The sequence below is a fragment of the Candidatus Pelagibacter giovannonii genome (assembly GCF_012276695.1).
In the GTDB taxonomy this organism is placed as follows: domain Bacteria; phylum Pseudomonadota; class Alphaproteobacteria; order Pelagibacterales; family Pelagibacteraceae; genus Pelagibacter; species Pelagibacter giovannonii.
The window spans coordinates 972,968-997,412 of the sequence record NZ_CP038852.1 but is presented as its reverse complement, the minus strand read 5'-3'; the positions used below and the strand labels follow the sequence as shown (position 1 = coordinate 997,412).

At 28.6% G+C, this 24,445-nt stretch carries 26 protein-coding genes; 10 read left to right on the top strand and 16 right to left on the bottom strand.

Annotated elements, in window-relative coordinates:
- Positions 1-13 precede the first annotated feature (13 nt).
- Positions 14-556, top strand: coding sequence for a tetratricopeptide repeat protein (locus E5R92_RS05485; RefSeq protein ID WP_168607084.1), 543 nt, complete (start codon positions 14-16; stop codon positions 554-556).
- Position 557: 1 nt separating this feature from the next.
- Here the strand turns inward: E5R92_RS05485 and E5R92_RS07495 are convergent, their stop codons facing one another.
- The 3 genes from E5R92_RS07495 to E5R92_RS05470 are packed head-to-tail and all read right to left on the bottom strand — an operon-like array spanning position 558 to position 3,931.
- Positions 558-1,826 carry a hypothetical protein gene (locus tag E5R92_RS07495; protein ID WP_229704514.1) on the bottom strand — a complete coding sequence of 423 codons (1,269 nt, stop codon included), beginning with the start codon at positions 1,824-1,826 and terminating at the stop codon, positions 558-560.
- Positions 1,827-1,855: 29 nt separating this feature from the next.
- On the bottom strand, positions 1,856-3,046 hold the full coding sequence (locus tag E5R92_RS05475; protein WP_168607083.1) for an SAM-dependent methyltransferase: 1,191 nt from the start codon (positions 3,044-3,046) through the stop codon (positions 1,856-1,858).
- Complete coding sequence (locus E5R92_RS05470; RefSeq protein ID WP_168607082.1) at positions 3,047-3,931, bottom strand: dihydrodipicolinate synthase family protein; 885 nt, start codon at positions 3,929-3,931, stop codon at positions 3,047-3,049.
- Positions 3,932-3,995: 64 nt separating this feature from the next.
- Here E5R92_RS05470 and E5R92_RS05465 point away from each other — a divergent pair, with 64 nt between their 5' ends.
- Positions 3,996-4,934 (top strand): glycosyltransferase family 9 protein, encoded by a 939-nt coding sequence (locus E5R92_RS05465; RefSeq protein ID WP_168607081.1) that lies wholly within the window; start codon positions 3,996-3,998, stop codon positions 4,932-4,934.
- Here E5R92_RS05465 and E5R92_RS05460 read toward each other — a convergent pair.
- Positions 4,931-5,437 carry a J domain-containing protein gene (locus E5R92_RS05460; protein WP_168607080.1) on the bottom strand — a complete coding sequence of 169 codons (507 nt, stop codon included), beginning with the start codon at positions 5,435-5,437 and terminating at the stop codon, positions 4,931-4,933. The two genes, E5R92_RS05465 and E5R92_RS05460, sit on opposite strands and share 4 nt — an antisense overlap.
- Before the next feature lie 17 nt (positions 5,438-5,454).
- On the opposite strand from E5R92_RS05460, the gene E5R92_RS05455 reads away from it, so the two are divergent.
- Positions 5,455-7,530 (top strand): S9 family peptidase, encoded by a 2,076-nt coding sequence (locus E5R92_RS05455; RefSeq protein ID WP_168607079.1) that lies wholly within the window; start codon positions 5,455-5,457, stop codon positions 7,528-7,530.
- 10 nt (positions 7,531-7,540) lie between these two features.
- Here the strand turns inward: E5R92_RS05455 and E5R92_RS05450 are convergent, their stop codons facing one another.
- Positions 7,541-7,822 (bottom strand): hypothetical protein, encoded by a 282-nt coding sequence (locus E5R92_RS05450; RefSeq protein ID WP_229704513.1) that lies wholly within the window; start codon positions 7,820-7,822, stop codon positions 7,541-7,543.
- 154 nt (positions 7,823-7,976) lie between these two features.
- Between E5R92_RS05450 and E5R92_RS05445 the strand changes: the two genes are divergently transcribed.
- On the top strand, positions 7,977-9,287 hold the full coding sequence (locus E5R92_RS05445; protein ID WP_168607077.1) for an NCS2 family permease: 1,311 nt from the start codon (positions 7,977-7,979) through the stop codon (positions 9,285-9,287).
- Positions 9,288-9,320: 33 nt separating this feature from the next.
- Here E5R92_RS05445 and E5R92_RS05440 read toward each other — a convergent pair whose 3' ends face one another.
- Entirely contained in the window at positions 9,321-9,857 is a 537-nt protein-coding gene (locus E5R92_RS05440; RefSeq protein ID WP_168607076.1) for a phosphoribosyltransferase, read from the bottom strand.
- 28 nt (positions 9,858-9,885) lie between these two features.
- Between E5R92_RS05440 and E5R92_RS05435 the strand changes: the two genes are divergently transcribed.
- Positions 9,886-10,182, top strand: coding sequence for a DUF1330 domain-containing protein (locus E5R92_RS05435; RefSeq protein WP_168607075.1), 297 nt, complete (start codon positions 9,886-9,888; stop codon positions 10,180-10,182).
- Here E5R92_RS05435 and E5R92_RS05430 read toward each other — a convergent pair.
- Both E5R92_RS05430 and E5R92_RS05425 read right to left on the bottom strand, forming a co-directional pair.
- The gene (locus E5R92_RS05430) at positions 10,169-10,804 is read right to left on the bottom strand and encodes a DNA-3-methyladenine glycosylase family protein (RefSeq protein WP_168607074.1); all 636 of its coding nucleotides are present in this window, start codon (positions 10,802-10,804) and stop codon (positions 10,169-10,171) included. The two genes, E5R92_RS05435 and E5R92_RS05430, sit on opposite strands and share 14 nt — an antisense overlap.
- The gene (locus E5R92_RS05425) at positions 10,797-11,681 is read right to left on the bottom strand and encodes a DMT family transporter (protein ID WP_168607073.1); all 885 of its coding nucleotides are present in this window, start codon (positions 11,679-11,681) and stop codon (positions 10,797-10,799) included. The genes E5R92_RS05430 and E5R92_RS05425 overlap by 8 nt, the downstream gene beginning before the upstream one ends.
- A 35-nt stretch (positions 11,682-11,716) precedes the next feature.
- Here E5R92_RS05425 and msrA point away from each other — a divergent pair, with 35 nt between their 5' ends.
- From msrA to E5R92_RS05405, 4 genes are read left to right on the top strand one after another with little or no spacing between them, the layout of a single operon-like run.
- On the top strand, positions 11,717-12,160 hold the full coding sequence (msrA, locus tag E5R92_RS05420) for a peptide-methionine (S)-S-oxide reductase MsrA (protein WP_168607072.1): 444 nt from the start codon (positions 11,717-11,719) through the stop codon (positions 12,158-12,160).
- Position 12,161: 1 nt separating this feature from the next.
- A complete protein-coding gene (locus E5R92_RS05415; RefSeq protein ID WP_168607071.1) occupies positions 12,162-12,974 on the top strand; it encodes a sulfurtransferase in 813 nt (270 codons plus the stop codon).
- Positions 12,975-12,977: 3 nt separating this feature from the next.
- Positions 12,978-13,895, top strand: a complete 918-nt coding sequence (locus E5R92_RS05410) for an efflux RND transporter periplasmic adaptor subunit (RefSeq protein ID WP_168607070.1) — start codon at positions 12,978-12,980, stop codon at positions 13,893-13,895.
- A gap of 7 nt (positions 13,896-13,902) precedes the next feature.
- Positions 13,903-17,025, top strand: coding sequence for an efflux RND transporter permease subunit (locus tag E5R92_RS05405; protein WP_168607069.1), 3,123 nt, complete (start codon positions 13,903-13,905; stop codon positions 17,023-17,025).
- On the opposite strand, the gene E5R92_RS05400 is transcribed toward E5R92_RS05405, so the two are convergent.
- Positions 17,022-17,621: a transglycosylase SLT domain-containing protein gene (locus E5R92_RS05400; protein ID WP_168607068.1), complete on the bottom strand. Its 600-nt coding sequence runs from the start codon at positions 17,619-17,621 to the stop codon at positions 17,022-17,024. The two genes, E5R92_RS05405 and E5R92_RS05400, sit on opposite strands and share 4 nt — an antisense overlap.
- Positions 17,608-17,988, bottom strand: coding sequence for a hypothetical protein (locus tag E5R92_RS05395; protein ID WP_168607067.1), 381 nt, complete (start codon positions 17,986-17,988; stop codon positions 17,608-17,610). The genes E5R92_RS05400 and E5R92_RS05395 overlap by 14 nt, the downstream gene beginning before the upstream one ends.
- 56 nt (positions 17,989-18,044) lie before the next feature.
- Between E5R92_RS05395 and E5R92_RS05390 the strand changes: the two genes are divergently transcribed.
- Positions 18,045-18,761: a 2,3-bisphosphoglycerate-dependent phosphoglycerate mutase gene (locus E5R92_RS05390; RefSeq protein ID WP_168607066.1), complete on the top strand. Its 717-nt coding sequence runs from the start codon at positions 18,045-18,047 to the stop codon at positions 18,759-18,761.
- Here the strand turns inward: E5R92_RS05390 and E5R92_RS05385 are convergent.
- From E5R92_RS05385 to E5R92_RS05360, 6 genes are read right to left on the bottom strand one after another with little or no spacing between them, the layout of a single operon-like run.
- Positions 18,750-19,439, bottom strand: a complete 690-nt coding sequence (locus E5R92_RS05385) for a sugar phosphate nucleotidyltransferase (protein ID WP_168607065.1) — start codon at positions 19,437-19,439, stop codon at positions 18,750-18,752. The two genes, E5R92_RS05390 and E5R92_RS05385, sit on opposite strands and share 12 nt — an antisense overlap.
- Complete coding sequence (locus E5R92_RS05380) at positions 19,436-20,401, bottom strand: aminoglycoside phosphotransferase family protein (protein ID WP_168607064.1); 966 nt, start codon at positions 20,399-20,401, stop codon at positions 19,436-19,438. Before E5R92_RS05380 ends, E5R92_RS05385 begins: the two co-directional genes overlap by 4 nt.
- Positions 20,402-20,863: a tRNA (adenosine(37)-N6)-threonylcarbamoyltransferase complex ATPase subunit type 1 TsaE gene (tsaE, locus tag E5R92_RS05375; protein ID WP_168607063.1), complete on the bottom strand. Its 462-nt coding sequence runs from the start codon at positions 20,861-20,863 to the stop codon at positions 20,402-20,404. It lies immediately after the preceding gene.
- A complete protein-coding gene (gene ahcY / locus E5R92_RS05370) occupies positions 20,847-22,133 on the bottom strand; it encodes an adenosylhomocysteinase (protein WP_168607062.1) in 1,287 nt (428 codons plus the stop codon). The genes tsaE and ahcY overlap by 17 nt, the downstream gene beginning before the upstream one ends.
- 43 nt (positions 22,134-22,176) lie before the next feature.
- Positions 22,177-23,715, bottom strand: coding sequence for a sensor histidine kinase (locus tag E5R92_RS05365; RefSeq protein ID WP_168607061.1), 1,539 nt, complete (start codon positions 23,713-23,715; stop codon positions 22,177-22,179).
- Positions 23,715-24,422: a response regulator transcription factor gene (locus E5R92_RS05360; RefSeq protein ID WP_168607060.1), complete on the bottom strand. Its 708-nt coding sequence runs from the start codon at positions 24,420-24,422 to the stop codon at positions 23,715-23,717. Before E5R92_RS05360 ends, E5R92_RS05365 begins: the two co-directional genes overlap by 1 nt.
- Between the last annotated feature and the right edge of the window lie 23 nt (positions 24,423-24,445).

The following is a 24,445-nucleotide window of genomic DNA, read 5'->3' as shown; positions in this document are numbered from 1 at the left end:
ATATATTTTGGTTATGAAAGTTTTTATACTATTCTTATTTATATTTAATTTTGTTTCTTCTGCTCAGTCTTCTCAAAAAGTTATTTTAAATAATCTTTTTGACCAACTTCAAACTATTAATAATTCAAAAAGTGCTGCTCTATTGGAGCAAAAAATTTGGTCTATCTGGAATGAGCATCCTAGTGATTTTAAATTAACTGAAAAGTTAGAGTTTGGAACGGAGCTGATGCAATATGGGGATTATAATTATGCATTAAAGGTTTTCAGCAATATATTGGAGAATGACCCTAAATGGTCTGAAGCTTGGAATAAAAGAGCAACTGTATATTTTTTAATGAGTCAGTTTAAAAATTCATTAAACGATATTGATAAAGTTTTAGATATAGAGCCTAGACACTTTGGGGCTATATCAGGACAAGCAAGAATTTATATAAAACTGCAAGAATATGAAAAAGCAATTAAGAGTATTGAGAACGCATTAAAATTCTACCCATCATTTAAAAATCGTGAACTGATACCTGAAATTGAAAGATTAATTAAAGAAGATAGTATCTAATTTAATCTTTTTTAGCTCTTTTTCTTGAAATTAACTGCGTTAACGAGTCGACCATTAGGTCTGATGCTTTAAATATTTCATTTGATTTGAATTCATGAGATGAGTTTTTTTCGGGGTTTGATTTATCTTCAATAACTATTCCTTCGTCAGGAGAGTTATTTTTTATGTAAATTAACAGTAACCATTCTTCATCTGGTGCTTCATCCCATTTGATAAATATTTCACCAGTTTCAAATCTTTGGTCAATACATCTAAAAATGGACATATGTCTAGTAATGTGTCTTTTATTTAGTTGAAAAACTAAACTACTTGCACTTCTATAAAAACTTTCAAGAGAAAGTTCAATTTTTTGTCTTGCAATTTTATAGTCTTTCTCTTTTTGAAGTAAAGTTTCTCTATCTTCACCACCTTGAATTTTTACTCCTAGAGCCTCTACTCTTTCCCTAATTTTTTGATCTCGTATAATTCTATATTTATCTTTTAACTTTTCTATTCTTGCTTGAAGACCAGCATAATCATCTCTTTTTTCTTTTAATGAAATCTTTTCAAGTTTTTCTAATTCTTTAATCTCTCTTATCCTAAATTTTTGTATCTGTTTTTCTAATTGTAATTGTTTAAGAAATTGTTTTTGTCTTTCAGCATGTTCAGTTCTAAGTAAGGCTTGCTCCTTTCGCAAAAATAATTTTATGTCTCTTACTCTTTCTTTTTCAAGTTTAATTTCTTCTTTTAGCGCTTTTTCCTTAAATTTAGTTTGCTCCTCTTCTTCTTTTACTTTTTGTTTTTGAATTTGTAATTTTTCTTTTTCTTTTTTTTCAATTTCCTCAAGTTGTCTTCTTCTTTTTTCTTCAATTTTTAATATCTTATACTCAGTTATTCTATTGGCGATACTATCAAAAAAAGCTTGAATATATTTTTCTAAACTAAAATTGACTTTAATATTTAAATCTGGTTTTAAAGAATGCTGAAGTTCAATTATTTTTGATATTAAGCCTGCACTTTTTTTAAGTGGCTTTTTTTTAGCTGGTATTTTTTTATCTGTCTTTTTTTTAAGTGGCTTTTTTTTAGCTGGTATTTTTTTATCTGTCTTTTTTTTAAGTGGCTTTTTTTTAGCTGGTATTTTTTTAGCTGGTATTTTTTTAGCTGTCTTTTTTTTAAGTGGCTTTTTTTTAAGTGGCTTTTTTTTAGCTGGTATTTTTTTAGCTGGTATTTTTTTAGCTGTCTTTTTTTTAAGTGGCTTTTTTTTAAGTGGCTTTTTTTTTATTTTTTTCATACCTAAAGAGATTATGATTTATCAACATATTAATGATAAATATAGTCTCTTGTAATAGGTGTGGATGTATAACTCTTTGTTAGCTGGAATTGATAAACAACCTGATCACCCCATTTAAAAGCAATTTCGCATCCAGCAAGGTAAAATTCCCACATTCTAAAAAACCTCTCATCATACATTTTAATAATCTTTTCTTTATTTTTTATGCAGTTTTCCTTCCAATGTCTTAATGTGTGTGAATAATGTAGCTTAAGGACTTCAATATCAGATACTACTAATCCTGCTTTTTCAATTGGCGTGGTTACTTCACTTAAGCTTGGTGTGTACCCACCTGGAAAAATATACTTTGTTATCCACGGATGTGGGTCTCTTGGTGGATTAACAGAACCAATAGTATGTATTAAAGAAATACCATTATTGTTAAGTAATTTTTCTACTTGCTTAAAAAATCTTTTATAAAATTTTCTCCCAACATGTTCGAACATTCCAACACTAACTATCCTATCGAATTTTTCATCTAATTCTCGATAATCCATAAGCTTAAATGTAACTTGATTCTCTAAATTAAGTTCTTTAGCTTTTTTTAGACAATAGTCTAATTGGTTCTGTGACAAAGTAATTCCTGTTACTTCACACTTTGCAGATTTAGCAATATCTATAGCTAATGATCCCCACCCACACCCTATATCAAGAACTTTTTGATTTGATTGTATATTCAATTTTTTAATTATGTGCTGTATTTTATTATTTTGAGCATTTTCCAGATCATCATTCTTATTTTTAAAATATCCACAAGAATATTGTCTTTTTTTATCTAAAAATAAATCATATAGATCATCTGATAGATCATAATGGTGAGAAACATTCATTTTAGATTTTTTTATGAAATTAAAATTTGTGAGATATCTATATGAACCACTCAGTTTATTTATAAGTTGACTGAAAAAATTTATTTCTCCTCTTCCAATATTCATAAGTGCTAAATCTAAAAATTGTGTGAGTGTTCCATTTTCAATAACAATATCTCCATCAGAATAGGCTTCTCCAAAGTATAGATCAGGGCGATATAGTAATTTATAATGAAGTTTCTTGTTTAAAATCTTAAGTGTAATTGGAGTTTTTTTTTTAGGAGAACCTATAATATAATTTTTTGAATTAGCATCAACTAGTATGAAGCCATCATTTTTAAATATGTTATTTAAAAATCTTGCTAATTGCATTTAAGCCGCCTTTAAGGATCCTAATTTAAAGTTTAGTTTATTAAGTTCTTCTATTAATAGAAGTTTATCTTTTTCATTCAAAATACTGACTGGGGGCAGAACATTTGCGTAAATTTTATTTTCATCAGACATAAAAGAATGTAACCCTGAAATTAGATTAAACTTTTCAAAAGTATTTCTAACATCGCATAGCATTTCATTTTTTGTTTGTACTTTTTTTTCAATAAAGTCATCATAAACCTGTCGCGATAAAACTGCTGTTACATTGCAAGTTGCCGTAATAATGCCATCACATCCAAGTTCAAGACCTTTTAAAAGTTTTGACTCTGATCCTGGCATAACCGAGAAATTATCAATTTTTAAATTTTCATATAAGTTATAAGAGCTATCTTTCACTCCCACTATATTCTTTGGAAATTTCCTAACAAGCTCTTCAACACATTGAATACTAAACTTATAACCACATAACTTTTCAAAGTTATATAAAACGATCCTACTGTCTGGTACAGCGTCAACTACTCTTGAATAAAATTCTATTACCTCACTATCACCATACTTATAATAAGCAGGTGGCATTATTAGAAAATCACTAAAATTTAAGGATTTTGCAACATTCATTAAATTTATAGTTTCGTTTAAAGAATTAAGCCCAGTTCCAATTAAATATTTTTTGCTATATTTGCTTTTTGATAATTCATTTAATAAGCTGATTTTTTCACTGATAGATATAAGCTGTGCTTGCCCAGTGCTTCCAAAAATAGCAACACCGTGACAGCCCTGATCTATTATTCTTTCGGCGTGATTTATTGTTTTTACTATATTTAGGCTTAGATCGTCATTAAAAACTGACATTCCAGCTGCATAAATACCTTTAATTTTTTTCATATTAATTATTATAATGATTGTTTGTATTATTTAAATAACTAAAAATTAAAAATAATTTATCAATATGAAAAGCTGTATTTATCTAAGCTATAAAGGACTGGGTGCAAATTTACTTCACCTTGCATATTGTCATGAAATAGCAAAAAAATATGGCCCTGTTACAATTATAACATTATGTGGAAATTTAGAAGCAGCCCTGAAAGATGATCCGCTGATTGAAAAAATTATTTTTATTAGTAAATATCACAAGCGTTTTATTGATATTCTAAAACTTAAAAAATTACTAGATACTTTTAACTTTGATCAAATATTCATTTTCTACCCCAGTTTAAGAATATATTTAGCTTCAATTTTATCTAATATTAAAAAAGTTTTTTGCTATCCATTGTTAAAAAAAAATAAATTACATTTGGTTGAAGCTGCAAAAAAATTTACTGAAAAATCTTTGGAAATAAATAGCTCTTCCACAGAAACTGATTTTTTTATTCATAAAGAAAAAATTGAAAATATTAACAACAACATAGATAATAAAAAATTTAAAATTGTTATTGGAGCTGGATCTTCTGGACCAACGACAAAATGGGGAGCTAAAAACTTTTACAACTTAATAAATAGGCTCAACAATAATGGAAATTATTATTTTTTCATCCTTTGTGGGCCAAATGATAAGAGTTTGTCTGAAGAAATTACAAATAATATTAACAATAATAATTATGTTTCATTATATAATAAAAAAATAGAAGAAGTTATTCCATTTCTATGTTCGGCCAACATGTACGTCGGAAACGATTCATTTGGATCTCATATAACAGCTCAATCAGGAATAAGAAGTTTAGTAATACTCCTAGACTCACCTAAAGCATACACAGATTATAGTAAAAATTATCAGAGAATATTTCCTGAAAATACTAAAATTGAAAATATAACCCATGGATCAAATTTAAACCCAGACGATGTGTCTGTCGAGAAAGTCTATCAAGAAATTCTCAATAATAAATTTTAGACAATATTTTTTAAAACTACTTCCTTTGCTTCATTTACAATCATTGATAGTCTTGTTGTTTCTGGTGAAATATCAGGATGTATTTTTTTTTGAATTTTAATATGTGCTTTTTGAACATCTTTTTTGGTAATTTTTTTTTTAATATCTAAATTTAAGATCTTATAAGCCTCTTCTAAAGTTATTGTGGAAGAATTTTTTATATTTTGATTTTGATTAAATGAAAATCTCCCAGAGCTTCTAAGTGTTTGTATGAGTCTAAATAATCCAATTAATTGAAATATTGAAAATCCCTTTAGCTTAACTAAAGCTAAACTTAGCAACGTTAGTGGTATACTTAATAAAAACTTACCTGCGACTACAAACAATATTGCCAAGATTATCATGCCTAAGAAAATTAATTTTCTTAAATGTTTGGATATTTTTTTAGATGAGGTGTTGGCTACTAATTTAAGTAAAAAGTAAGTAATTCCCAAAAAAACTAGTGTATAAATGATAATATTCATATATTTAATTTCTATCTATGAAAATACCACATCTCAGAAAAAAATCAGAAATAAAAACTTGTCACAATGTTAGTTGGGAAGATGATTATAGTTGGATACATCAAGATAACATCTTAGATGTTTTAAAGGATAATAAAAAATTAAACCCTGAGGTTAGAAAATATCTTGAAGAAGAAAATTCTTATACGGATTTTCACTTATCAGATACCAAGAACATTCAAAAAAAATTATTTGATGAAATCAAAGCAAGAATAAAATTAGATGACGAATCTCTACCCTTTAAAGATTTTGATTATGAATATTGGTCAAAAACAACCGCTAAAGGAAATTATTCCATAAAACTAAGGAAAAAAATTGGAACTAATAATATTGAAGAAATTTGGAATGGAGATGAAGAAAAAGAAAAACTAAAAGTAGAATACTTTGGTGTTGGTGATTTGGAGGTTAGTTTTAATGACAAATATTTAGGATACTCTTTAGATACAAAAGGTTCTGAGTATTACACAATATATATCAGAGACATAAATGCAAAAAAATTAGTTACTGACAAGATAGAAGAAACATCAGGTGGTATAACTTTTAGTTTAGATGATCAGCATGTTTTTTATTCAAAACTTGATGAAAATCATAGACCAAGAAAAATTTATAGACATAAATTAGGGACTAAAGTTAGCGAAGATCAATTAATTTTTGAAGAAAAAAGTGAAGCTTTTACAGTTGGAATCGGTTTAAGTTCAGATGATAAATATTTCTTTATCACTTCTTCAGACCATAATACTTCTGAACAATATTACTTTGAGGTTAATGAAAGAGATCCCAAACCTAAATTAATAAAAAAAAGACAAAGAGGAATTCTTTATTCGGTCAATTCTTGGGATGGTAAATTTTACAATCATACTAATGAAAATGCTGAGGATTTTAAAATAGACATTAGTGATAGCTTGAAAAAACCAGAATGGAAAACCTTTATTGCTGCAAAAGATGAAGTTCTAATTGGAGGGCTAACCTTTTTAAAAAATTGGATCATAAGGTCTGAAACTTCAGATGCTTTAGATAAATTATTTGTAAAAAATATTGCAACTGGAATTGAAGAAGAGCTAATTTTTTCTGATGAAAACGTTTATGTTCCTGGTGCATCTTTAATGCAAAGAGATAAAAATACAGATGAGATATACATAAGTTATTCTTCACCTAAAACACAATCTAGGGTTTACTCTTATAACTTAAGCACAAAAGAAAAAAAATTAGTTAAAGAGCAAGAGATCCCTTCTGGTCATAATCCTGATGATTATATTGTGGAGAGAGTTGAGTGTAAATCACACGATGGCAGATTAGTACCTCTTACTATTACAAGACATAAAAATACTAAACTGGATGGAAGTGCTCAATTATTACTTTATGGTTATGGCTCATACGGAAGTTCTATGAACCCTAGTTTTTCCACTACTAGATTAAGTTTAATTAATAGAGATATCATCTGGGTTACAGCTCATATTAGAGGTGGTATGGAAAGAGGTATGAAGTGGTGGAAAGAAGGAAAACTGCTTAATAAAAAAAATACCTTTGAGGACTATATTGCTTCTGCAAAATACTTAATTAAGAATAAATATACTTCAAAAAATAAGATAATAGGCATGGGTGGCTCTGCGGGTGGTCTTCTTATGGGTGCCGTAGTTAATCAGGCCCCTGAATTATTTTTAGGAATTATAATGGCGGTACCGTTTGTTGACTCTTTGACAACTAATTTAGATCACTCTCTACCTTTAACAATCGGGGAATTTGATGAGTTTGGAAATGCAAAAGATAAAAAGGAGCACTTTGATTATATTTATTCTTATGCTCCCTATAACAATATAAAAAAAATGGACTATCCTCATATGTTAATCACAACAAGTTTAAGTGACAACAGAGTATTGTTTGATGAGCCAGCAAAATTTACTGCTAAACTTAGAGAATATAAAACTGATAATAATTTATTACTTTTAAAAACTGAAATGAACGCAGGTCATGGTGGAAAATCTGGTAGAGATGGAGCTATAGAAGAAATTGCACTTGATTATGCTTTTGCATTAAAAATTTCTAAAAAAATTTAATCTTTAATTTTTAGAAACAACCATTTGAAACAAAACCAATCACAATAGAATTAGAATCTACTTCAAATCTTCTTTCACAAAGTATTCCATATTTCTTAGTATTATAAATAAGTTCTAAATTGCCCTTATTATTTTTAAAATCTTCATCTGGCTTACCTAATTCCATTTGTAAATTACTTGAAGTTTTGCCAATATATTCACTTAACTTAGCATTTTCTTTTTCAACAATTGCATCTGTTTTATCCTTAATTGTTTGACAGCCAGCAACAAGAGTTAAAAAAAATAAGCTCACTAAAATAAATTTTAATTTTTTCATATTCAATGTTAACACTCAAAATATGACTTAAATATAAACTTATAAGTTGTAATATGTTGATAAACCTAGATTTTTAAGAGTATTTTCCTAATTAATCTAATATTAGTTCATCATAATATTAGGAGGATCTATGTTGGAAAAATATTTCGACTATAAAAAACACAAGACTGATTTTAAAACAGAAGTAATAGCTGGTGTAACAACATTTTTGACAATGGCTTACATTATGTTTTTAAATCCATTTATACTATCGGGTGAATTTGCTGGACCAGAAAAAGGGTTCTTTGAATTTGGAGCAGTATACACGGCAACAATTGTTGCTACAGCACTTGCTTGTTTCATAATGGCATTTTATGGAAAAACATGGCCAATTGGATTGGCACCAGGCATGGGAATTAATGCATTCGTTGCATTCGGTGTTTGTGCTGGAATGGGCTATACGCCTCAAGAGGCTTTAGGAGCTGTACTAGTTGCTGGAGTTTTGTTCTTAATCATTTCATTAACACCTATCAGAGCGTGGTTAATTAATTCAATTCCAAGAAGTTTAAAATTAGGAATTGGTGCTGGTATAGGACTATTCCTAGCAATAATTGGACTTCAAATCATGGAAGTTGTTGTTGATAATCCAGTAACATTAGTTCAATTAGGTGACTTAAGCGATCCACTTGTTCTATTGGGTTGTGCTGCATTTATTTTAATGGTTGTTCTTGAAAAAATGAAAGTTAAAGGAAATATCATTATTGGTATTTTGTTATTCAGTATTATTGCATGGGCTACTGGACTTGCTAAATTCAATGGAATTGCAAGCTCACCACCTCCAATGACTTACCTATTTGATTTTGATTTATCAGCTGCATTAACAGCTGGTATGACAACTGTCGTATTTACATTATTGTTTGTTGATTTTTTTGATACTGCAGGAACATTAACTTCAGTAGCAAACGTTGCTGGCAAGGTTGGTAAAGATGGTAAAGTTAAAGACATTGAAAAAGCGATGATGGCTGACAGTGTTGGAACTGTAGCAGGTGCAATGATGGGAACAACAACAGTAACAAGTTATGTTGAATCTGGTGCTGGTGTAAAAGCTGGTGGAAAAACAGGAATGACCTCTTTAGTAATTGGTCTACTATTTTTAGCTTGTATTTTCTTTGCTCCTTTAGCAACAAGTTTACCTAAGCAAATTGATGGTGCAGCTTTAGTATTTGTTTCTGTTCTTTTCGTTAGAAACATAACTGATATTGAATGGGATGATATTGGTGAAGCAGCTCCTGCTATTCTTGCAATGATCGCTATGCCGTTAACATATAGTATTAGTAATGGTATTGCTTTAGCATTTGTATCATACGCATTAATTAGATTATTTACTGGTAAGTTTTCTTCAACTTCGCCAGCAATATGGGTTATTGCAATCTTAAGTGTTGTTAGTTTTGCAGTTGCTTAAAATATAATTTTTAGGGCTGGAATTATGCCAGCCCTATTTATTTCTCTTAATTATTTCTTCCATAGACATCTCTTCATAATGTTCAGTAGGTTGAACAATCCATGGGTCTGAATCTAGTTTTACTGGACAAAAATCTGGCTCAAATGTAGATGATTTTTTTTTCCATAAACATGCAGTTTTAACTTCATTTATATAATCTTTAGTTGGCTCATAATTTTTTAACCACTCAATACTTTTATTTAAAGTTAATCCAGTATCAGATAAATCATCTACTAATAAAACTTTATCAAAATCTTTATTTTCAGCTAAAGAACTAATTTCCCTTGCAAACATTAATTGACCTTGTTTATCTTGCATTCCTTTTCCTGAGTAACTTTGAATAACTATATAAGCTATAGGTAATTTTAAAATTCTAGAAAGAATATCCAATATAGGAGCTGCTCCTCTCATAATACCCACTAATACTGTTGGCTTATAACTATTGTGAATTTCTATTGCTAGTTTTTCTACAATTTTTGTATACTGATCAAAAGTGATAATTAATTTCTCTGCCATAAAATTCATTATCATATAAAAAATTATTTAAAAAGGAGAAATAATGAAAGCCTACTGGATTGCTTTGTACAAAAGAATAGATAGCCAAGAAAATTTAAAAAATTATGGTTCAAAAGTTACCGAAATAATAAAAAGTTATGGAGGAAAGCCTCTTGTGAGAGGTGGAAAATTTGAAATTTTAGAGGGTGAAACTTTCCCAAGAACTGTAATCTGGGAATTTCCAAGTCATGAACAGGCAATAAAATGCCATGATTCTAAAGAGTATCAGGATGGTTGGGCTATAGCGAAAGATACTACTGAACGAAACCTACAAATTGTAGAAGGTTTTAATACTGAATAGGCTCTGGGTCTATACTTCTCCAAAGATACCAAGTTGCAACTGAGCAGTATGGACTAAACCTTTTGTTTAATAATTTTACATAAGACTCCGGTGGTAAATATTTTTTTTTATAATTTTTTGAAATTCCTCTTAAAAGACCAATATCTTGTATAGGCCAAATATTTGAACGATTATAAGTAAACAATAAAATCATTTCAGCTGACCATCTTCCAATTTGTCTTAATTGAGATAAATAAATAATAGCGTCTTCATCTGACATTTTAGGAATTAATCTAGGGTTAAATGATTTATCTAATATTTGTTTAGCTAAATTTTTTATTCCTTTAACTTTTTGTTTAGTTAATCCGCAACTTTTTATCTGAGAAGTGGATAATGCAGAAACAGTTTTAGCATTTATTTTATTCTTACATTTTTTTTGAAATTTTGAAAATATAGAATTAGCAGCAGCAACACTAATTTGTTGTCCAATGATACTTTTACACAATGAAAAAAATATATCCTTTCTAGAAGTAAGCACAGCCTCTGAAGGGGATTTATATTTACCAATTAATAGAGACATCACTTTATCTTTATTAGATAAATATTTTTTTGCAGTATTCCAATATTTTGGCTTTTCACTCATGTCTAGTCGTGGATGGTATTTCTTTCTTATGGTAAATTTCTCTTCTAAGAATAATTAAAGAGGAAGCAACAACTAATAATGCACCAAGTAATGTTTTTATCGTAGGGATCTCATCCCAAATTAAATATCCAAAAAATATTCCAAAAACTAATGCTAGATATTTTAATGGTGATACTAGAGAGACTTCAGATAGTTTAAAAGATTGACTAAGCCATAAATTTGCAAAACCACCTAAGAATCCAATCATAGATAATAAAATTAAATCTTGAGCACTCGGCATCACCCAGCCAAAAGGCATTGTAAATAAACTTGCTAAAGTGATAACAATTGAAAAATTGAGAGCAATGAGCCAAACAGGCTCTGTTGTAGATAATTGTCTGATTGCAATTGCAACATAAGACAAACCTAAGCAGAAAATAATTGGGTAAATATAGTATATGTTTAGAGCCCCAAAACCAGGCTCTGTTATTACAATAATTCCTATAAAACCAATTGATACAGCAAGCCATCTATAGAACCCAACTTTCTCACTTAAAAAAAAAATTGAAAAAATGGTAGTAAATATTGGTGCAGCAAAGGAAATGCTAACCACTGTAGCTAATGGTAAATTTCTTAATGCAATAAATATTGCAATTAAAGCTATTAAACCAAACAAGCATCTTAAAAAATGCAGACCTGCTCTTTTTGTAGAATAAAAGTTTTTAATTCTATTTCTGGGCATTATAAAAAAGTATATAATTACACCAACAAAACCTCTAAAGAATAACACTTGCCCTAAAGGATAATCCTCAGACCATTTAACTATTAAATCCATGAAAGAAAATGCACATACTGACATAAACATGTACAAAAAGCCTGATTGATTTTTAGTTAACATAATAATAATTTGTAGATTAAATAAATGGATAAGCAATGGAAATAGCAGTTTTAGGATTGGGGTGTTTTTGGGGGCCAGAAATCAAATTCAGTAAACTCGAAGGGGTTATTAAAACAGAAGTTGGCTATTGTGGAGGTGAAAGTAAAACAGTCACTTACAAAGAGGTGTGTACTGGTAACACAAATCATGCAGAAGTAGTCAAATTAGATTTTGATCCTGAAATAATTTCTTATGAAAAGATTTTAGATTTCTTCTTTAAAATTCATGACCCCACAACCTTAAATTCACAAGGACCAGATTTTGGGACACAATATAGAAGTGAAATTTTTTACTTAAGTGACAGACAAAAAGAAATTGCTGAAAATGTTTTAAAAAAAATGAATTCAAGTTTGTCTGGACAGGTTGTAACAAAATCTTCCTTATTAAAAAATTACTGCCCGGCAGAAGAATATCATCAGAGATATTTAGAAAAAAGATAATATGTCTTTAGTTAATATAGGCTGGTTAGAAGAAAATTTAGATAAAGTAAAAATTATTGATTGCTCATGGCACATGCCTCAGACAGAACGCAATGGTTTTGCTGAATACAAAAATAAACATATTAAAAATGCAATTTTTTTTGATTTAGATAAAAACTCTAAAAAAGATACAGACCTACCTCACATGTTGGTAAATGCTAAGTCATGGAAAAATATTGTTTCTAATATGGGAATTAAAAATGATGATCAGATAGTCATCTATGACAATTCAGATGTAATTAGTTCATGTAGATGTTGGTATAATTTTATCTATTTTGGTCACAATCCAGAATCAGTTCATGTATTAGATGGTGGTTTAAAAAAATGGATTGAAGAAGACAAACCAACCACTAGTGATATAATTAAGATTAGTCCTTCTGACTATACTGTGCATGAAAAAAAAGAATTAGTAAAAGATATAAACCAAGTTAACAAAAATATTTTTGAAAATGAATTTAATATTATCGACGCAAGAAGTTTAGAAAGATTTGAAGGTAAGGTTCCTGAGCCAAGAAAAGGACTGAGAAGTGGATCTATTAAAAACTCCTTTTGTCTTCCTTTCTCTGAAATTGTAAATCAAGATCACACATTTATTAGTAAAAAACAAATTCATGAAAAGTTTAAATCAACTGGATATGAAATTGACAAAAATATAGTATTTACATGTGGTTCTGGAGTTACAGCTTCAGTTTTGGCTCTTGCTTATTCCTTAATAGATAATAAATATATGCCTACAATTTATGATGGATCATGGAGTGAATATGGAAAGAATTAAAATATGAAAAGATCTACAAAAATTGGAACTGCAATCCTTGTCTTCTTTTTGATTATTACAATAGTAATAGTTGGAAGAACAATGATAGGAAATCATTTTAAGAAAAAATTTAGCAAAAGACCCCCTCCAGGGATAATAGTAACAGAAGTCAAAGCTAAAGATTTCTCTCAAAAAGTTTCAACTTATGGAACTGCAATCCCATTTAGAACTAAATCATATAAAATTGAGAAATATGAAATAGTTGATCCAATAGAATTTAATAAAAGATTAAAAAAAGGTGATTTAATAACAAAATTAAAGACTAGAAATCTAATAGCAGCCTTTGATGGAATAGTGACAAAAAGAGACTTCTCAAATGATATTAAAGTATCTGAAAGCTCTCTCTTAATTCAGCTAGAAGATACTTCAATAATTTATGTAGATGTTGATATCCCTGAGCTTTACGCAAGTTTCATCAAAGAAAATTTGAATGTTGATGTGAAATTTTCTGGTAATAATGATAAAATTTATACTGGAATTATAGACTCTACATCAGGAAGAATTGATATTGAAAAAAGATCTTTAGCTACAAGAATAAAGTTGCAGAATGATAATTTTGATATTTTACCAGGATCTCTTTTAGAGATCACAATTAAGTATAATGAAAAGAATTCACTAGGTATACCTGACACTAGCTTGATGATGGAGGGTGATAAAACCTACGTTTATAAAGTTTCAGAAAAAAATATTACTAACAAAGCTGAAGTTGTGATTGGAATAAGAGATAATGGATTTATTGAAATAGTTTCAGGGTTATCACAAGGAAATAAAATTGTTGCTGAAGGGCTTAAAAAAGTGAGACCAAGACTTGAAATAAAACCAATTAAAAAAGGTGAAAAAAAAGCTGAATCCAATTGGGAAAAAAAAGACAACAAAAATTAATAATTAAATGTATATAACAGATGTTAGTATAAGAAGACCTGTTGTTGCTTGGGTAATGTCTCTTATATTAATTGTTTTTGGAATATTTGTTTTTTCAAAATTGCCAGTAAGAGAATTACCTGATGGTTTACAGCCTCCAGTAGTTCAAATTAAAGTAGATTATAAATCTGCATCTGCACCTATAATTGATCAAGAGGTAACTCAAATTATAGAAGATGTTGTAGGTGGTGCTGAAGGGATTAAAAATATTGACTCAAAATCGGAAAATGGAAGCAGCACAATAAATGTAGAGTTTAATACTGATATTGATTTAGATAATGCAGCAAATGATATTAGAGAAAGAGTTGCCAGAATTGTTGGTCGATTACCAAGTGAAGCTGATGCTCCTCAAATACTTAAGCAATCAGCTGGTTTTACAACCACTATGTGGCTTTCAGTAACTTCTGCAACTTGGGATGATTTAGAGCTTGGAGACTATGTTGAAAGAAATCTAGTTGATAAATTTTCTAGTGTTAAAAATGTTGGAACTATTAGGACTGGTGGTTTAAGAGATTTAAGTGTTAGAGTTTGGATAGATCCAATTAAGTTAGCGGCAAATAATTTAACTATTCAAGAAGTTGAGCAATCTTTAAGAAAAGAAAATATTAGTCTTCCAGCAGGCACTTTAGAAGCCAATAATATTGACTTAACTTTAAATTTAGAAAAATCTTATGATAATTTAGAAAAATTAAAATTAATACCTATAAAAAAAATTCAAAATAATATTGTAAGACTTTCTGATATTGCCAACATCGAATTTGGACCAGTTTCAGAAAAAAATCTTTTCAAAGCGCAAAGGAAAGGTGCTTTAGATTTGACTACAGTTGGGATTGGTATTTATGCAAAAAGTGGTGCTTCGACAGTAGAGCTGTCAAAAGAGATTAAAAAAAAAATCATAGAAGTTAAGAAAACACTACCTGGAGATCTAAATATAGAAGTAGCCTTCAATAGAGCAACCTATGTAGGTACTGCTATTGAAGAAGTTTATAAGACATTAATAATCGCTTTTATTCTCGTAGTAATAATTATTTATTTATTTTTAGGCAATTTAAAAGCAGTAATTGTTCCAGCTGTTGCTTTGCCTGTAAGTTTAATAGCATCTTTTTTAGGTATCTATTTATTTGGATTATCAATAAATATTTTTGTTCTATTAAGTTTTATCCTAGCTATTGGAATAATTACTGATGATTCAGTAATAATGACAGATGCAATTTATAGAAGAATTGAAAATGGAGAGAGCCCTTTAGTTGCAGCTTATAAAGGCTCAAAGCAAATTAGCTTTGCAATTATTGCTACAACTTTAATTTTAGTAGCTGTTTTTCTTCCTTTAATTTTTATAGATGGTATCGCAGGAACATTATTCAGAGAGACTGCTATAGCACTGTCATTTTCAGTTGTGGTATCTTCTTTTGTGGCTCTTACTTTGTCACCGATGCTTGGTAGTAAATTTTTAAAAAAAGAACCAAAACAAAATTTTGTAGTAAGACATTTTGATAGATTTTTTCAAGCATTCTCAAGATTCTATCAAGAAACTTTGATTTTTTGGTTAAATAAAAAGAAAACCATAATTTCATTCATGATTTTAATTATTATTGGATCTGGAATATTATTTACAATAACAAAAAAAGAATTGATGCCAATGGAAGACCGTGGTGTTTACCTTGTGCTTGGTTTTACGGATGAAGGAAGTTCTTTTGAATACACTGAAAAAAGAGCTGAAGATGTTGAAAAGAGATTAATTCCTCTACTTCAAGCAGATAATAGCCCTTATAAAAGGTTTATTATGCGAGTTCCTGGATTTGGGAGTAATAAGAATTCATTTAATAGTTTCATAATAATTGCACTATTGGATGATTGGAAAAATCGAAAAGAAGGCTCTCTAAGTGTAATGAGAAAAGCTATAGGCAAAATAGTGTCTGTGCCAGAGACAGTTGCATTCCCAATATCACCTCAATCAATCAGGGTATCAAGTTATAATAAGCCAGTTCAAATGGTAATATTAGGAAGTACTTATGAAGAATTAGAGGAAATACAGTCTAAGGTCATTAACAAATTAAGAAAAAATAGAAATTTATCAAGACTAGAATCAGACTATTCAAGAAATAAACCTGAAATAAAGCTACAAATAAATAAAAATAAAGCTAAAGATCTGGGTGTATCCACTGAGGCAATTGGTAAGACACTAGAGACTCTTTATGGTGGAAAAACGGTAACTAAATTTAATAAACTTGGTAAAGAATATCCAATTATTCTTCAACAATATTTAACTGATCGAAGATCCCAAGAGGGACTTTCAAAAATATTTGTTAGGTCAGAAACTACTGGAAAATTAATTTCTTTGGCAAATTTAGTTGAATTTAATGAAAGTGGGTCTGCAAAAAAATTAGCTAGATATAACAGACAAAGAGCTGTCACTATATCTGCAAATATATCTCCAGATTATACTCTAACTGAAGCAATAAAATATTTAGAAAAAACTATTGAAGAAGTAAGTCCCGCTAATCAAATTGCTTGGAAGGGTAAATCAGAAGAAATAAAAGAAACTAGTAATGAACTGTTTATTATTTTTGGATTAGCATTTCTAACTGCCTATCTAGTAATGGCTGCAACCTTTAATTCATTTATTCATCCATTTATTATTATGTTAACTGTTCCACTAGCTTTGTTTGGAGGTTTGGTCTTCATCCTCTTTTTGAATAGTTCTATAAATATCTTCTCACAAATAGCACTTGTCATTCTGATTGGAATATCGACTAAAAATAGTATTCTAATTGTTGATTATGCTAATCAGTTAAGAACAGCTGGAAAAAATATAGAAACGTCTGTTAAAGAAGCTTGCCAATTAAGATTTAGACCCATAATGATGACGTCAATAAGTACAATGATCGCAATGATGCCTTTAGTTATAGGAAATATTGGACCGGGTGCTGGTGAGGCTTCAAGACTAGCTGTGGGCGCTACTATTCTAGGTGGAATGATTATATCAACATTCTTTACACTATATGTAACTCCAACCATGTATTTAATATTAGCAAAGAATACAAAACGAATAGATGCTGTTGATATTGAGTTAAAGAAACAACTTCGTTAGAATATAATAAATTTATTTTTATTTAATCTTTTCTGACAATCTTCTAATTGCGACTTATATTTATTAGATTGTTTTTCTACTTTTTTGGCTAAGCCTATAACTTTCTGATTATTCTTATAATTTTTATAACCACCCCACCCTTCATGATATGCAAGGTATTGCCTAAAAGCATCTTTCTTAGAAATCTTTAAAAGAGATTCGGTTTTGTCTGTGTACCAACCAATAAAGTCTACACTATCTTTAAACCTTGTTCTTGTTGCTAACTTATTTCCAGTTTCTTTTTTATATTGTTCCCAGGTTCCCTTAACTGCTTGTGAATATCCAAATGAACTAGAGGGTCTCTTAAATGGTATAATCTTAAATAGTTTTTGTCTTGGTGGTTTAGCTAACCAATCAAAGTCTGATTCCATCTTAATTATAGCTAACTGAATATAAATTGGGGTTCCCCATTTTTTTTCTGTATTCTTTGCATGTTTATACCAGAGATATCTTTCATTAAAAATTGAGCAACTATTCGAGGTGTTTTGAGGTATTGAGGAGCAGCCAGTAATAAAATTAACTAATAAAATTAAAAAATAACTTTTAAATTTTGACATACCTAATTACAATCTTATAGATAAGTATTACCAATATTACACCCACAATATTTCCAAATAAATCACTCATCTCAAATCCACGATTTGGGATAATAATATGAAATAATTCTAAAATGATTGATAATAGAAATAAATAAACACTTAAAAAATTAATTTTATTTGTATTATAAAAAGAAAATACTCCTAAGCTTGAAAGTAGAATAAAAGCATAAACATGATTTGACGAAATAATAAAATCTTTGGTAATTTGAGGCTGCATATAACAATCATTGTATAAAAAGCAACCAAGAATACTACCTGGAAACAAATATAAAATTATCAATATAATATTTGCAGAATAAAACCCTATTTTAAAAAAGTTTTTCATTTTTCATAATAATCTTATTTATTTTATTTCTTTTATCAGTTATCAGAATATATCAAATGGCTCATTTAATTTTAGTAAGACATGGTCAAAGTGAATGGAATCTTGAGAAAAGATTTACAGGCTGGGTTGATGTTGATCTCACTGGACAAGGAAAATTGGAAGCCTGCAAAGCTGGCGAATATATTAAGGAAATTAAAATTGATATTAATCATTTTTATTCATCATTTCAGTTAAGAGCTATCAACACACTAAAATTTATCCAAGACACATTAAGAGATAAAAGAGAACCAGTTAGAGCCTGGCAATTAAATGAGAGGCATTACGGAGCTTTAACAGGGCTAAATAAAGACGAAATGAAAGAAAAACTTGGCGAAGATAAAATTCATGCTTTTAGAAGATCTTGGGATATTAAGCCAGATCCATTAAGTAGAAACAACCCATATCACCCATTAAATATAGATGTTTATAAAAGTATTCCAAAAGAAAATATTCCTGACACCGAATCTCTTAAAGATACCTACGAAAGAGTAATGAAATTTTATGTTGAAGAAATTCAAGATAAAATAAAGAATGATGAAAATATTTTAATTTCAGCTCACGGTAATTCTATAAGAGCACTATGCAAATTCTTATTCAAATTAGATAAACAAAAGATATCATTACTTGAAATACCGACAGGTAATCCACTTTTGATAAATTTAGATTCAAAGCAAAATGTTAAAGAATGCTCTTACCTAGATCGAGATAGGGCTAAGGACTTATTAGTTTTTTAATAATTGTTTATAGATATTAAGATCTGTTAAATGTCTAAAGTCTTCTAAACTCTCAAAACCATATAACTCATCTTTATTAATTAATTTATTCCAAATATTTGAAATTGAAAAATTGCCTACCTCATATGAGGTAAATAAACTCTTACTCAGGATCTGGCATCCAGTATAAATTAAACGATTAAGTTCATCTTTTTTTATTATATTTTTTTTAAGATTAAAATCACCTTTCAAATTTTTGTCAAAACTCAATTTTTCATTAGCTAATAAAAGTATATTTTTAGCTTTGTTTAAAAAATAAAACTTCTCCATATCTTTAATATATTTCTTATAATTTTCGTTCCATAAAGTATCTGGATTAAATGTAATAAAATCTGTTTCATTAGATGAATTTATCATATTCAAAATACCACCCCCCGTATTTAAAATCTCTGAACCATCATTTATTATTTTAATTTCTAAATTAAATTTCTTATCTTTAAGAAATTGTTCAATTTTTTCACTTAGGTAAAATGTGTTAATTAATATTTTATTAATTCCCAAAGAGTGGATTAAGTTAATACAATTTTCTAATAAAGTTATTTCATTTATCTCTAGTAGAGGTTTAGGAATTTTCAGTGTTATTGGATTTAAGCGCTTACCGTATCCAGCGCATAAAATTAATGCAGTTTTAATTTTCATTTCTGATTTCTTACTTTTTTTGAAAAATTAAGGTCTAGTAAGCTTTTGAGCACAGAAAATTTCTTATTATTAGAAATTCTTAATTCTATTAATTTCCAAGCATAAGGAATTAATTTTAAATATTGCTTTTTTTTATCTCGCATGGCCAATCTTGTAAATATTCCAATGATCTTCATATTTCTTAAAATGGATAATATTTCAAAATCACTCAATAACGTAGCCTTGTTAACTCTTTTTTTATTTAATTTTAGATAATAACGATAAATTTTGTCTTTAAATATTCTATCTGTTTTAAATCTAACATCATCGATTAGGGAGGCTAAATCATAAGCCTTGTTTCCAATTAAAGCATCCTGCGAATCGATAACTCCCATTTTATTTTTAAACTTCATTAAATTTGACACATGAAAGTCCCTATGAACAAAAACTTTTTCTTTTGATTGAAGGTGCATTAGTAAAAATTGAATTTGTTTTTTTATATCAATTTTAAATTTGGTTAATCTATTTTTTTTTACAAATTTTTTTGCATACCATTCACAGAATAAATTTGCCTCATTAAATAATTTAACATTGTTATAAATTGGAATTTTATAAGTTTTACCTTTAAAGTTTTTAGATCGATTTTGTTTAATTTTTTGAATCACACTAAGCAAATCAACAGATTTTTTGTATAGGGTTTCTTGTTGGTTTTTATTTTTTTTTAATAGACTAAAAACTGAGTCGTCTCCAAAATCTTCAATTTCTATATAACTTTTTTTATAATTCTCACTATAAAGCGCAGGTGCTAAAACATTATTTTTAATTAGAAGGCTATTTATTGCATCATATATTAACAAATTTTTTTCTTTTTCCTTAGAAGCAAAAACTACAATTGATTTTTTGTTCGATGATGACTTTCTATAAAAAGATCTAAATGATGCATCACCTTTAATTTTTTTTAATTTATTAGTAGTTTGAAGCATCTATTTTTTATTTTTAACTCCTTTAATTGTTAAATACCTTTTATTTAAGTCATCATTATATTCAAAAAATAAATCAATTTTGTTATCAATAGTTTCTTTTATTTTCTCAGGCCATTCAACTAGTGTCACAATTTCTTCTTTATTTTCAAATAAACCAATATTCTTTATCTCCTTATAGTTAGTTAACCTGTACAAATCATAATGCTGTATTATAAAATTTCCAACATCATATTCATTTACCAAATTAAATGTTGGGCTAGTAACTTCAGTTAAATTGATTTTGTTTAATTGTTGAAGATTATTAATGAGGTGTCTTATAAATGTTGTTTTTCCTACTCCTATTTCTCCATTAAAATAAACTACATCTCCTTTATGCAGTGTTCTTGAAAAACTTTTAGCTAGCTCAGATGTTTTATCTTCTAAGGAGATGTCTATTTTTTCGCTATTAGTAGCGATAAGCATCTGGCTTGAATGGACCTTCTGTTTCAACGCTTATATAGTCAGCTTGGTCTTTTGATAGTTTTGTAAGTTTTGCTCCTACTTTTTTTAAGTGAAGCATTGCTACTTTTTCATCTAGTGATTTTGGTAACACATAAACTTTATTTTTATAATTTTTATGATTATCCCAAAGCTCAATTTGTGCCATTACTTGATTTGTAAATGATGCACTCATTACAAAACTTGGATGCCCTGTCGCACAACCTAAATTTACTAGTCTACCTTTGGCTAAAAGAATAATTCTCTTTCCACCAACTAATTCTATTTCGTCAACTTCTGGTTTTACCTCTGTCCATTTATAATTTTTTAAGGCTTCTACTTGAATCTCATTATCAAAATGACCAATATTACAAAGTATTGCTCTGTCTTTCATGTTTCTCATATGATCTGCAGTAACAATGTCTATATTACCTGTGGCTGTAACAACAATATCTGCTTTACTTATTGCTTCATCCATTAAAACTACTTCATAGCCTTCCATTGCTGCTTGGAGTGCACAAATTGGATCTGCTTCTGTAACCATAACTCTTGCACCACTTTGTCTTAAAGATGCAGCACTACCCTTTCCAACATCACCAAAGCCTGCAACAATTGCAACTTTACCAGACATCATGACATCTGTGGCTCTTCTAATTCCATCTACTAAACTTTCTCTACAACCATATAGGTTATCAAATTTTGATTTTGTAACTGAGTCGTTAACATTAATTGCTGGAATCATTAATGTTCCATCTTTTTCCATTTTGTTTAATGCTTTAATTCCAGTAGTTGTTTCTTCTGAAACACCTTTTACTTCCTTTAACAAATCTTTGTAATCGCTATGCATCATTGCAGTTAAATCACCACCATCATCTAGTAGCATATTTGCTTTCCAGTCTTTTTTACCTTCTATTGTTTGTCTTATGCACCATATAGCTTCCTCTTCAGTTTCACCTTTCCAAGCAAAAACTGGTATTCCTGCTTTAGCTATTGCTGCAGCAGCATGATCTTGTGTTGAAAAAATATTACAAGAAGACCATCTAACTTCTGCTCCAAGTTCTACTAAAGTTTCAATTAAAACTGCCGTTTGAATTGTCATATGAAGGCATCCCAATATTCTTGCTCCTTTTAAAGGTGCTTTTCCTGAATATTCTTCTCTTAATGCCATTAGGCCAGGCATTTCACTTTCAGCTATTGAAATTTCTTTTCTTCCAAAGCCTGCTAGCGATATGTCTTTAACTTTAAAATCATCCATTGCTCAGTTTTATATAATAAAAATTTAATTAATCAACTTATGATTAGATTTTAGGGAAGACAATCTCAACATTTGCTCCTTCTTGTGTTGCATTATTTGAGGCATTAATAGTTGCACTATGAAGGTCAACAAGGTTTTTTACTATATTCAGACCTAAACCAGAGTGTTCGCCAAAAGTATCTGGTCTATTACTATAGAATCTATTAAATATTTTTTTAGTATCTGTCTCCTTAAACCCTTTACCTTCATCAATAACTTTTAAAATAATTTTATCTTTATCTCCTTTGTAAATTTCAACTAAGATTTTTTTGTTATCTTCACTAAATGAAATTGAATTATCTAATAAATTTGCAATAATTTGTTCAATTCTATTCTCAATTCCATTGATAAAATATTTTTCTTGATCATCTTGATCATTTAGCATTATTTTAATCCCTCTTTTTGCTTCATAAATATTATTAAAATCATCTACTACAGATCTTGCAATTAACTTGAGATTAATTTTTTTCATTTTTTCTTTACTTAATGCAACCTCATCTTTTAGTATTTGAGAATAATCAGTGATCAATCTTTCAATTCTTTGAACATCATGATTGAGAATATCAATTAATTTGCTTCTTTGAGATTGATCATTAGTCTCGTTCAATATTTCTGAAGCACTTTTTAATGATGTTAGGGGGTTTCTTATCTCATGAACAAGATCAGTTGAAAAATTTTCTGCATGTGAAATTCTTTTTTGAAGTTCGCTTGTCATATCATCTAACGAATTTGACAAAGTTCCTAACTCGTCATTTCTACTTTTAAGTTCATTAATATTTGTTTTTTTTTTACTCTTTTCTTTTATAATTTTTGTATACGCTACTAAGTTCTTTATAGGCTTAAGAAAATATCTATTTAAAACAAAAGAGAATATAAATATTACTATAATTATAAATATTGCAGTTCTTAGAATAAATGTTTTTCTTTCATCAATAGCAGATTTTACATCATTAGCATTTTCTGAAATTGCTAGGTATCCGATATTAACTCCATTCAATGTTATATTTTTAACTGTTGTTAGTAAAAACTGATCATAACCTTCCTGAGTAAAGGTAAAGGGTTTTCCATAATCTTTTGACCATGAATAATTTGTAAGAATATCTTTGAGTGAAACTGTTTTTTCTTTATTTATATTTTTCGTTTCTACAATTTTTTTGCTTTTTTCTTTATCTAATATTTCTAGCTCAACTATATCCAGTCTACTAGAAAAGGATCTTGGGTCTAAATCTAGCGTATCAGTATCACCTACTAAATTAAATTGATTATCAAATAAGATAACTCTATCTAAGTTTTGAAATAAAAATCTTGTTGAAAATAAAAATCTTCTAATATCTTCTTCTTCAAATTTTATATTTAACCTTAAAATATGCTCAATTGTATTGTTAATTATCTGAATATGTTTGGATGTTTTATTTTTTATTAAATTAGGTTTTGCATTGCTAATGTAAAGAGCTGTTAAACACCCTATAATTAAAAAAATGACCAAATTAATAAATAAAAATTTTTTTAATATAGATAAACTTTTTAGAAAATTACTGAACATTAACTAACGTTCCATCTGTATCCACTGCCATATCTTGTTTCTATAGCTGTAAAATCAGGGTCAACTTTCTTAAATTTTTTTCTAATTCTTTTAACATGACTATCAATAGTTCTATCTTCAATATCTGTATCTTCTCGATAAGCAATGTCCATAAGTTGAGCTCTTTCTTTTATTATTCCTGGTCTCTTTGCTAATTCTTTAACTATTAAAAATTCTGTAGTGGTAAGTTTATCTGGTAATTGCTTATTATCCCATTCGCATTCAAGTTGTGAAGGGTCAAGTTTTAACTTCCCGTGTGAAATAATATTTTTTGTATCTTCAAGATTGTTACTAATATCTTTTTTTCTAAGTTGAATTCTTATTCTTTCTATTAAAACTTTAATAGAAAAACCTCCTGATTTTTTTATAAAATCATCCGCACCCAACTTTAAGCCTAATAGTTCATCTATCTCATCATCTTTTGAAGTTAAAAAAATTACAGGTAAGGAAGTTTTTTTTCTTAATTTTTGTAAAAGTTCTTCACCATCCATTTTTGGCATTTTTATATCAATAACGGCAAGATCTGGTGGATTTCTAGTTAACCCAATTAAAGCACCTTCCCCATCAATATATGTTTGAACTTTAAAACCTTCTTTTTCAAGGGCTATACTTATACTTGTAAGTATATTTCTATCATCATCAATAAGAGCTATTGTTTGTGTTTGCATAATCTACTTTAAAAATACTAAAT

Bases quoted from the DNA above. Each gene is read 5' to 3' on its own strand.
- E5R92_RS05395 (WP_168607067.1), bottom strand. From the start codon at position 17,988: ATGAAAAACTTTTTTAAAATAGGGTTTTATTCTGCAAATATTATATTG.
- E5R92_RS05415 (WP_168607071.1), top strand. From the start codon at position 12,162: ATGTCTTTAGTTAATATAGGCTGGTTAGAAGAAAATTTAGATAAAGTA.
- E5R92_RS05435 (WP_168607075.1), top strand. From the start codon at position 9,886: ATGAAAGCCTACTGGATTGCTTTGTACAAAAGAATAGATAGCCAAGAA.
- E5R92_RS05465 (WP_168607081.1), top strand. From the start codon at position 3,996: ATGAAAAGCTGTATTTATCTAAGCTATAAAGGACTGGGTGCAAATTTA.
- E5R92_RS05385 (WP_168607065.1), bottom strand. From the start codon at position 19,439: ATGAAAATTAAAACTGCATTAATTTTATGCGCTGGATACGGTAAGCGC.
- E5R92_RS05445 (WP_168607077.1), top strand. From the start codon at position 7,977: ATGTTGGAAAAATATTTCGACTATAAAAAACACAAGACTGATTTTAAA.
- E5R92_RS05425 (WP_168607073.1), bottom strand. From the start codon at position 11,681: ATGTTAACTAAAAATCAATCAGGCTTTTTGTACATGTTTATGTCAGTA.
- E5R92_RS05460 (WP_168607080.1), bottom strand. From the start codon at position 5,437: ATGAATATTATCATTTATACACTAGTTTTTTTGGGAATTACTTACTTT.
- ahcY (WP_168607062.1), bottom strand. From the start codon at position 22,133: ATGGATGATTTTAAAGTTAAAGACATATCGCTAGCAGGCTTTGGAAGA.
- E5R92_RS05440 (WP_168607076.1), bottom strand. From the start codon at position 9,857: ATGATAATGAATTTTATGGCAGAGAAATTAATTATCACTTTTGATCAG.
- E5R92_RS05470 (WP_168607082.1), bottom strand. From the start codon at position 3,931: ATGAAAAAAATTAAAGGTATTTATGCAGCTGGAATGTCAGTTTTTAAT.
- tsaE (WP_168607063.1), bottom strand. From the start codon at position 20,863: ATGCTTATCGCTACTAATAGCGAAAAAATAGACATCTCCTTAGAAGAT.
- E5R92_RS05405 (WP_168607069.1), top strand. From the start codon at position 13,903: ATGTATATAACAGATGTTAGTATAAGAAGACCTGTTGTTGCTTGGGTA.
- E5R92_RS05390 (WP_168607066.1), top strand. From the start codon at position 18,045: ATGGCTCATTTAATTTTAGTAAGACATGGTCAAAGTGAATGGAATCTT.
- E5R92_RS05430 (WP_168607074.1), bottom strand. From the start codon at position 10,804: ATGAGTGAAAAGCCAAAATATTGGAATACTGCAAAAAAATATTTATCT.
- E5R92_RS05365 (WP_168607061.1), bottom strand. From the start codon at position 23,715: ATGTTCAGTAATTTTCTAAAAAGTTTATCTATATTAAAAAAATTTTTA.
- E5R92_RS05360 (WP_168607060.1), bottom strand. From the start codon at position 24,422: ATGCAAACACAAACAATAGCTCTTATTGATGATGATAGAAATATACTT.
- E5R92_RS05380 (WP_168607064.1), bottom strand. From the start codon at position 20,401: ATGCTTCAAACTACTAATAAATTAAAAAAAATTAAAGGTGATGCATCA.
- E5R92_RS07495 (WP_229704514.1), bottom strand. From the start codon at position 1,826: ATGAAAAAAATAAAAAAAAAGCCACTTAAAAAAAAGCCACTTAAAAAA.
- E5R92_RS05410 (WP_168607070.1), top strand. From the start codon at position 12,978: ATGAAAAGATCTACAAAAATTGGAACTGCAATCCTTGTCTTCTTTTTG.
- E5R92_RS05455 (WP_168607079.1), top strand. From the start codon at position 5,455: ATGAAAATACCACATCTCAGAAAAAAATCAGAAATAAAAACTTGTCAC.
- E5R92_RS05475 (WP_168607083.1), bottom strand. From the start codon at position 3,046: ATGCAATTAGCAAGATTTTTAAATAACATATTTAAAAATGATGGCTTC.
- E5R92_RS05400 (WP_168607068.1), bottom strand. From the start codon at position 17,621: ATGTCAAAATTTAAAAGTTATTTTTTAATTTTATTAGTTAATTTTATT.
- E5R92_RS05485 (WP_168607084.1), top strand. From the start codon at position 14: ATGAAAGTTTTTATACTATTCTTATTTATATTTAATTTTGTTTCTTCT.
- msrA (WP_168607072.1), top strand. From the start codon at position 11,717: ATGGAAATAGCAGTTTTAGGATTGGGGTGTTTTTGGGGGCCAGAAATC.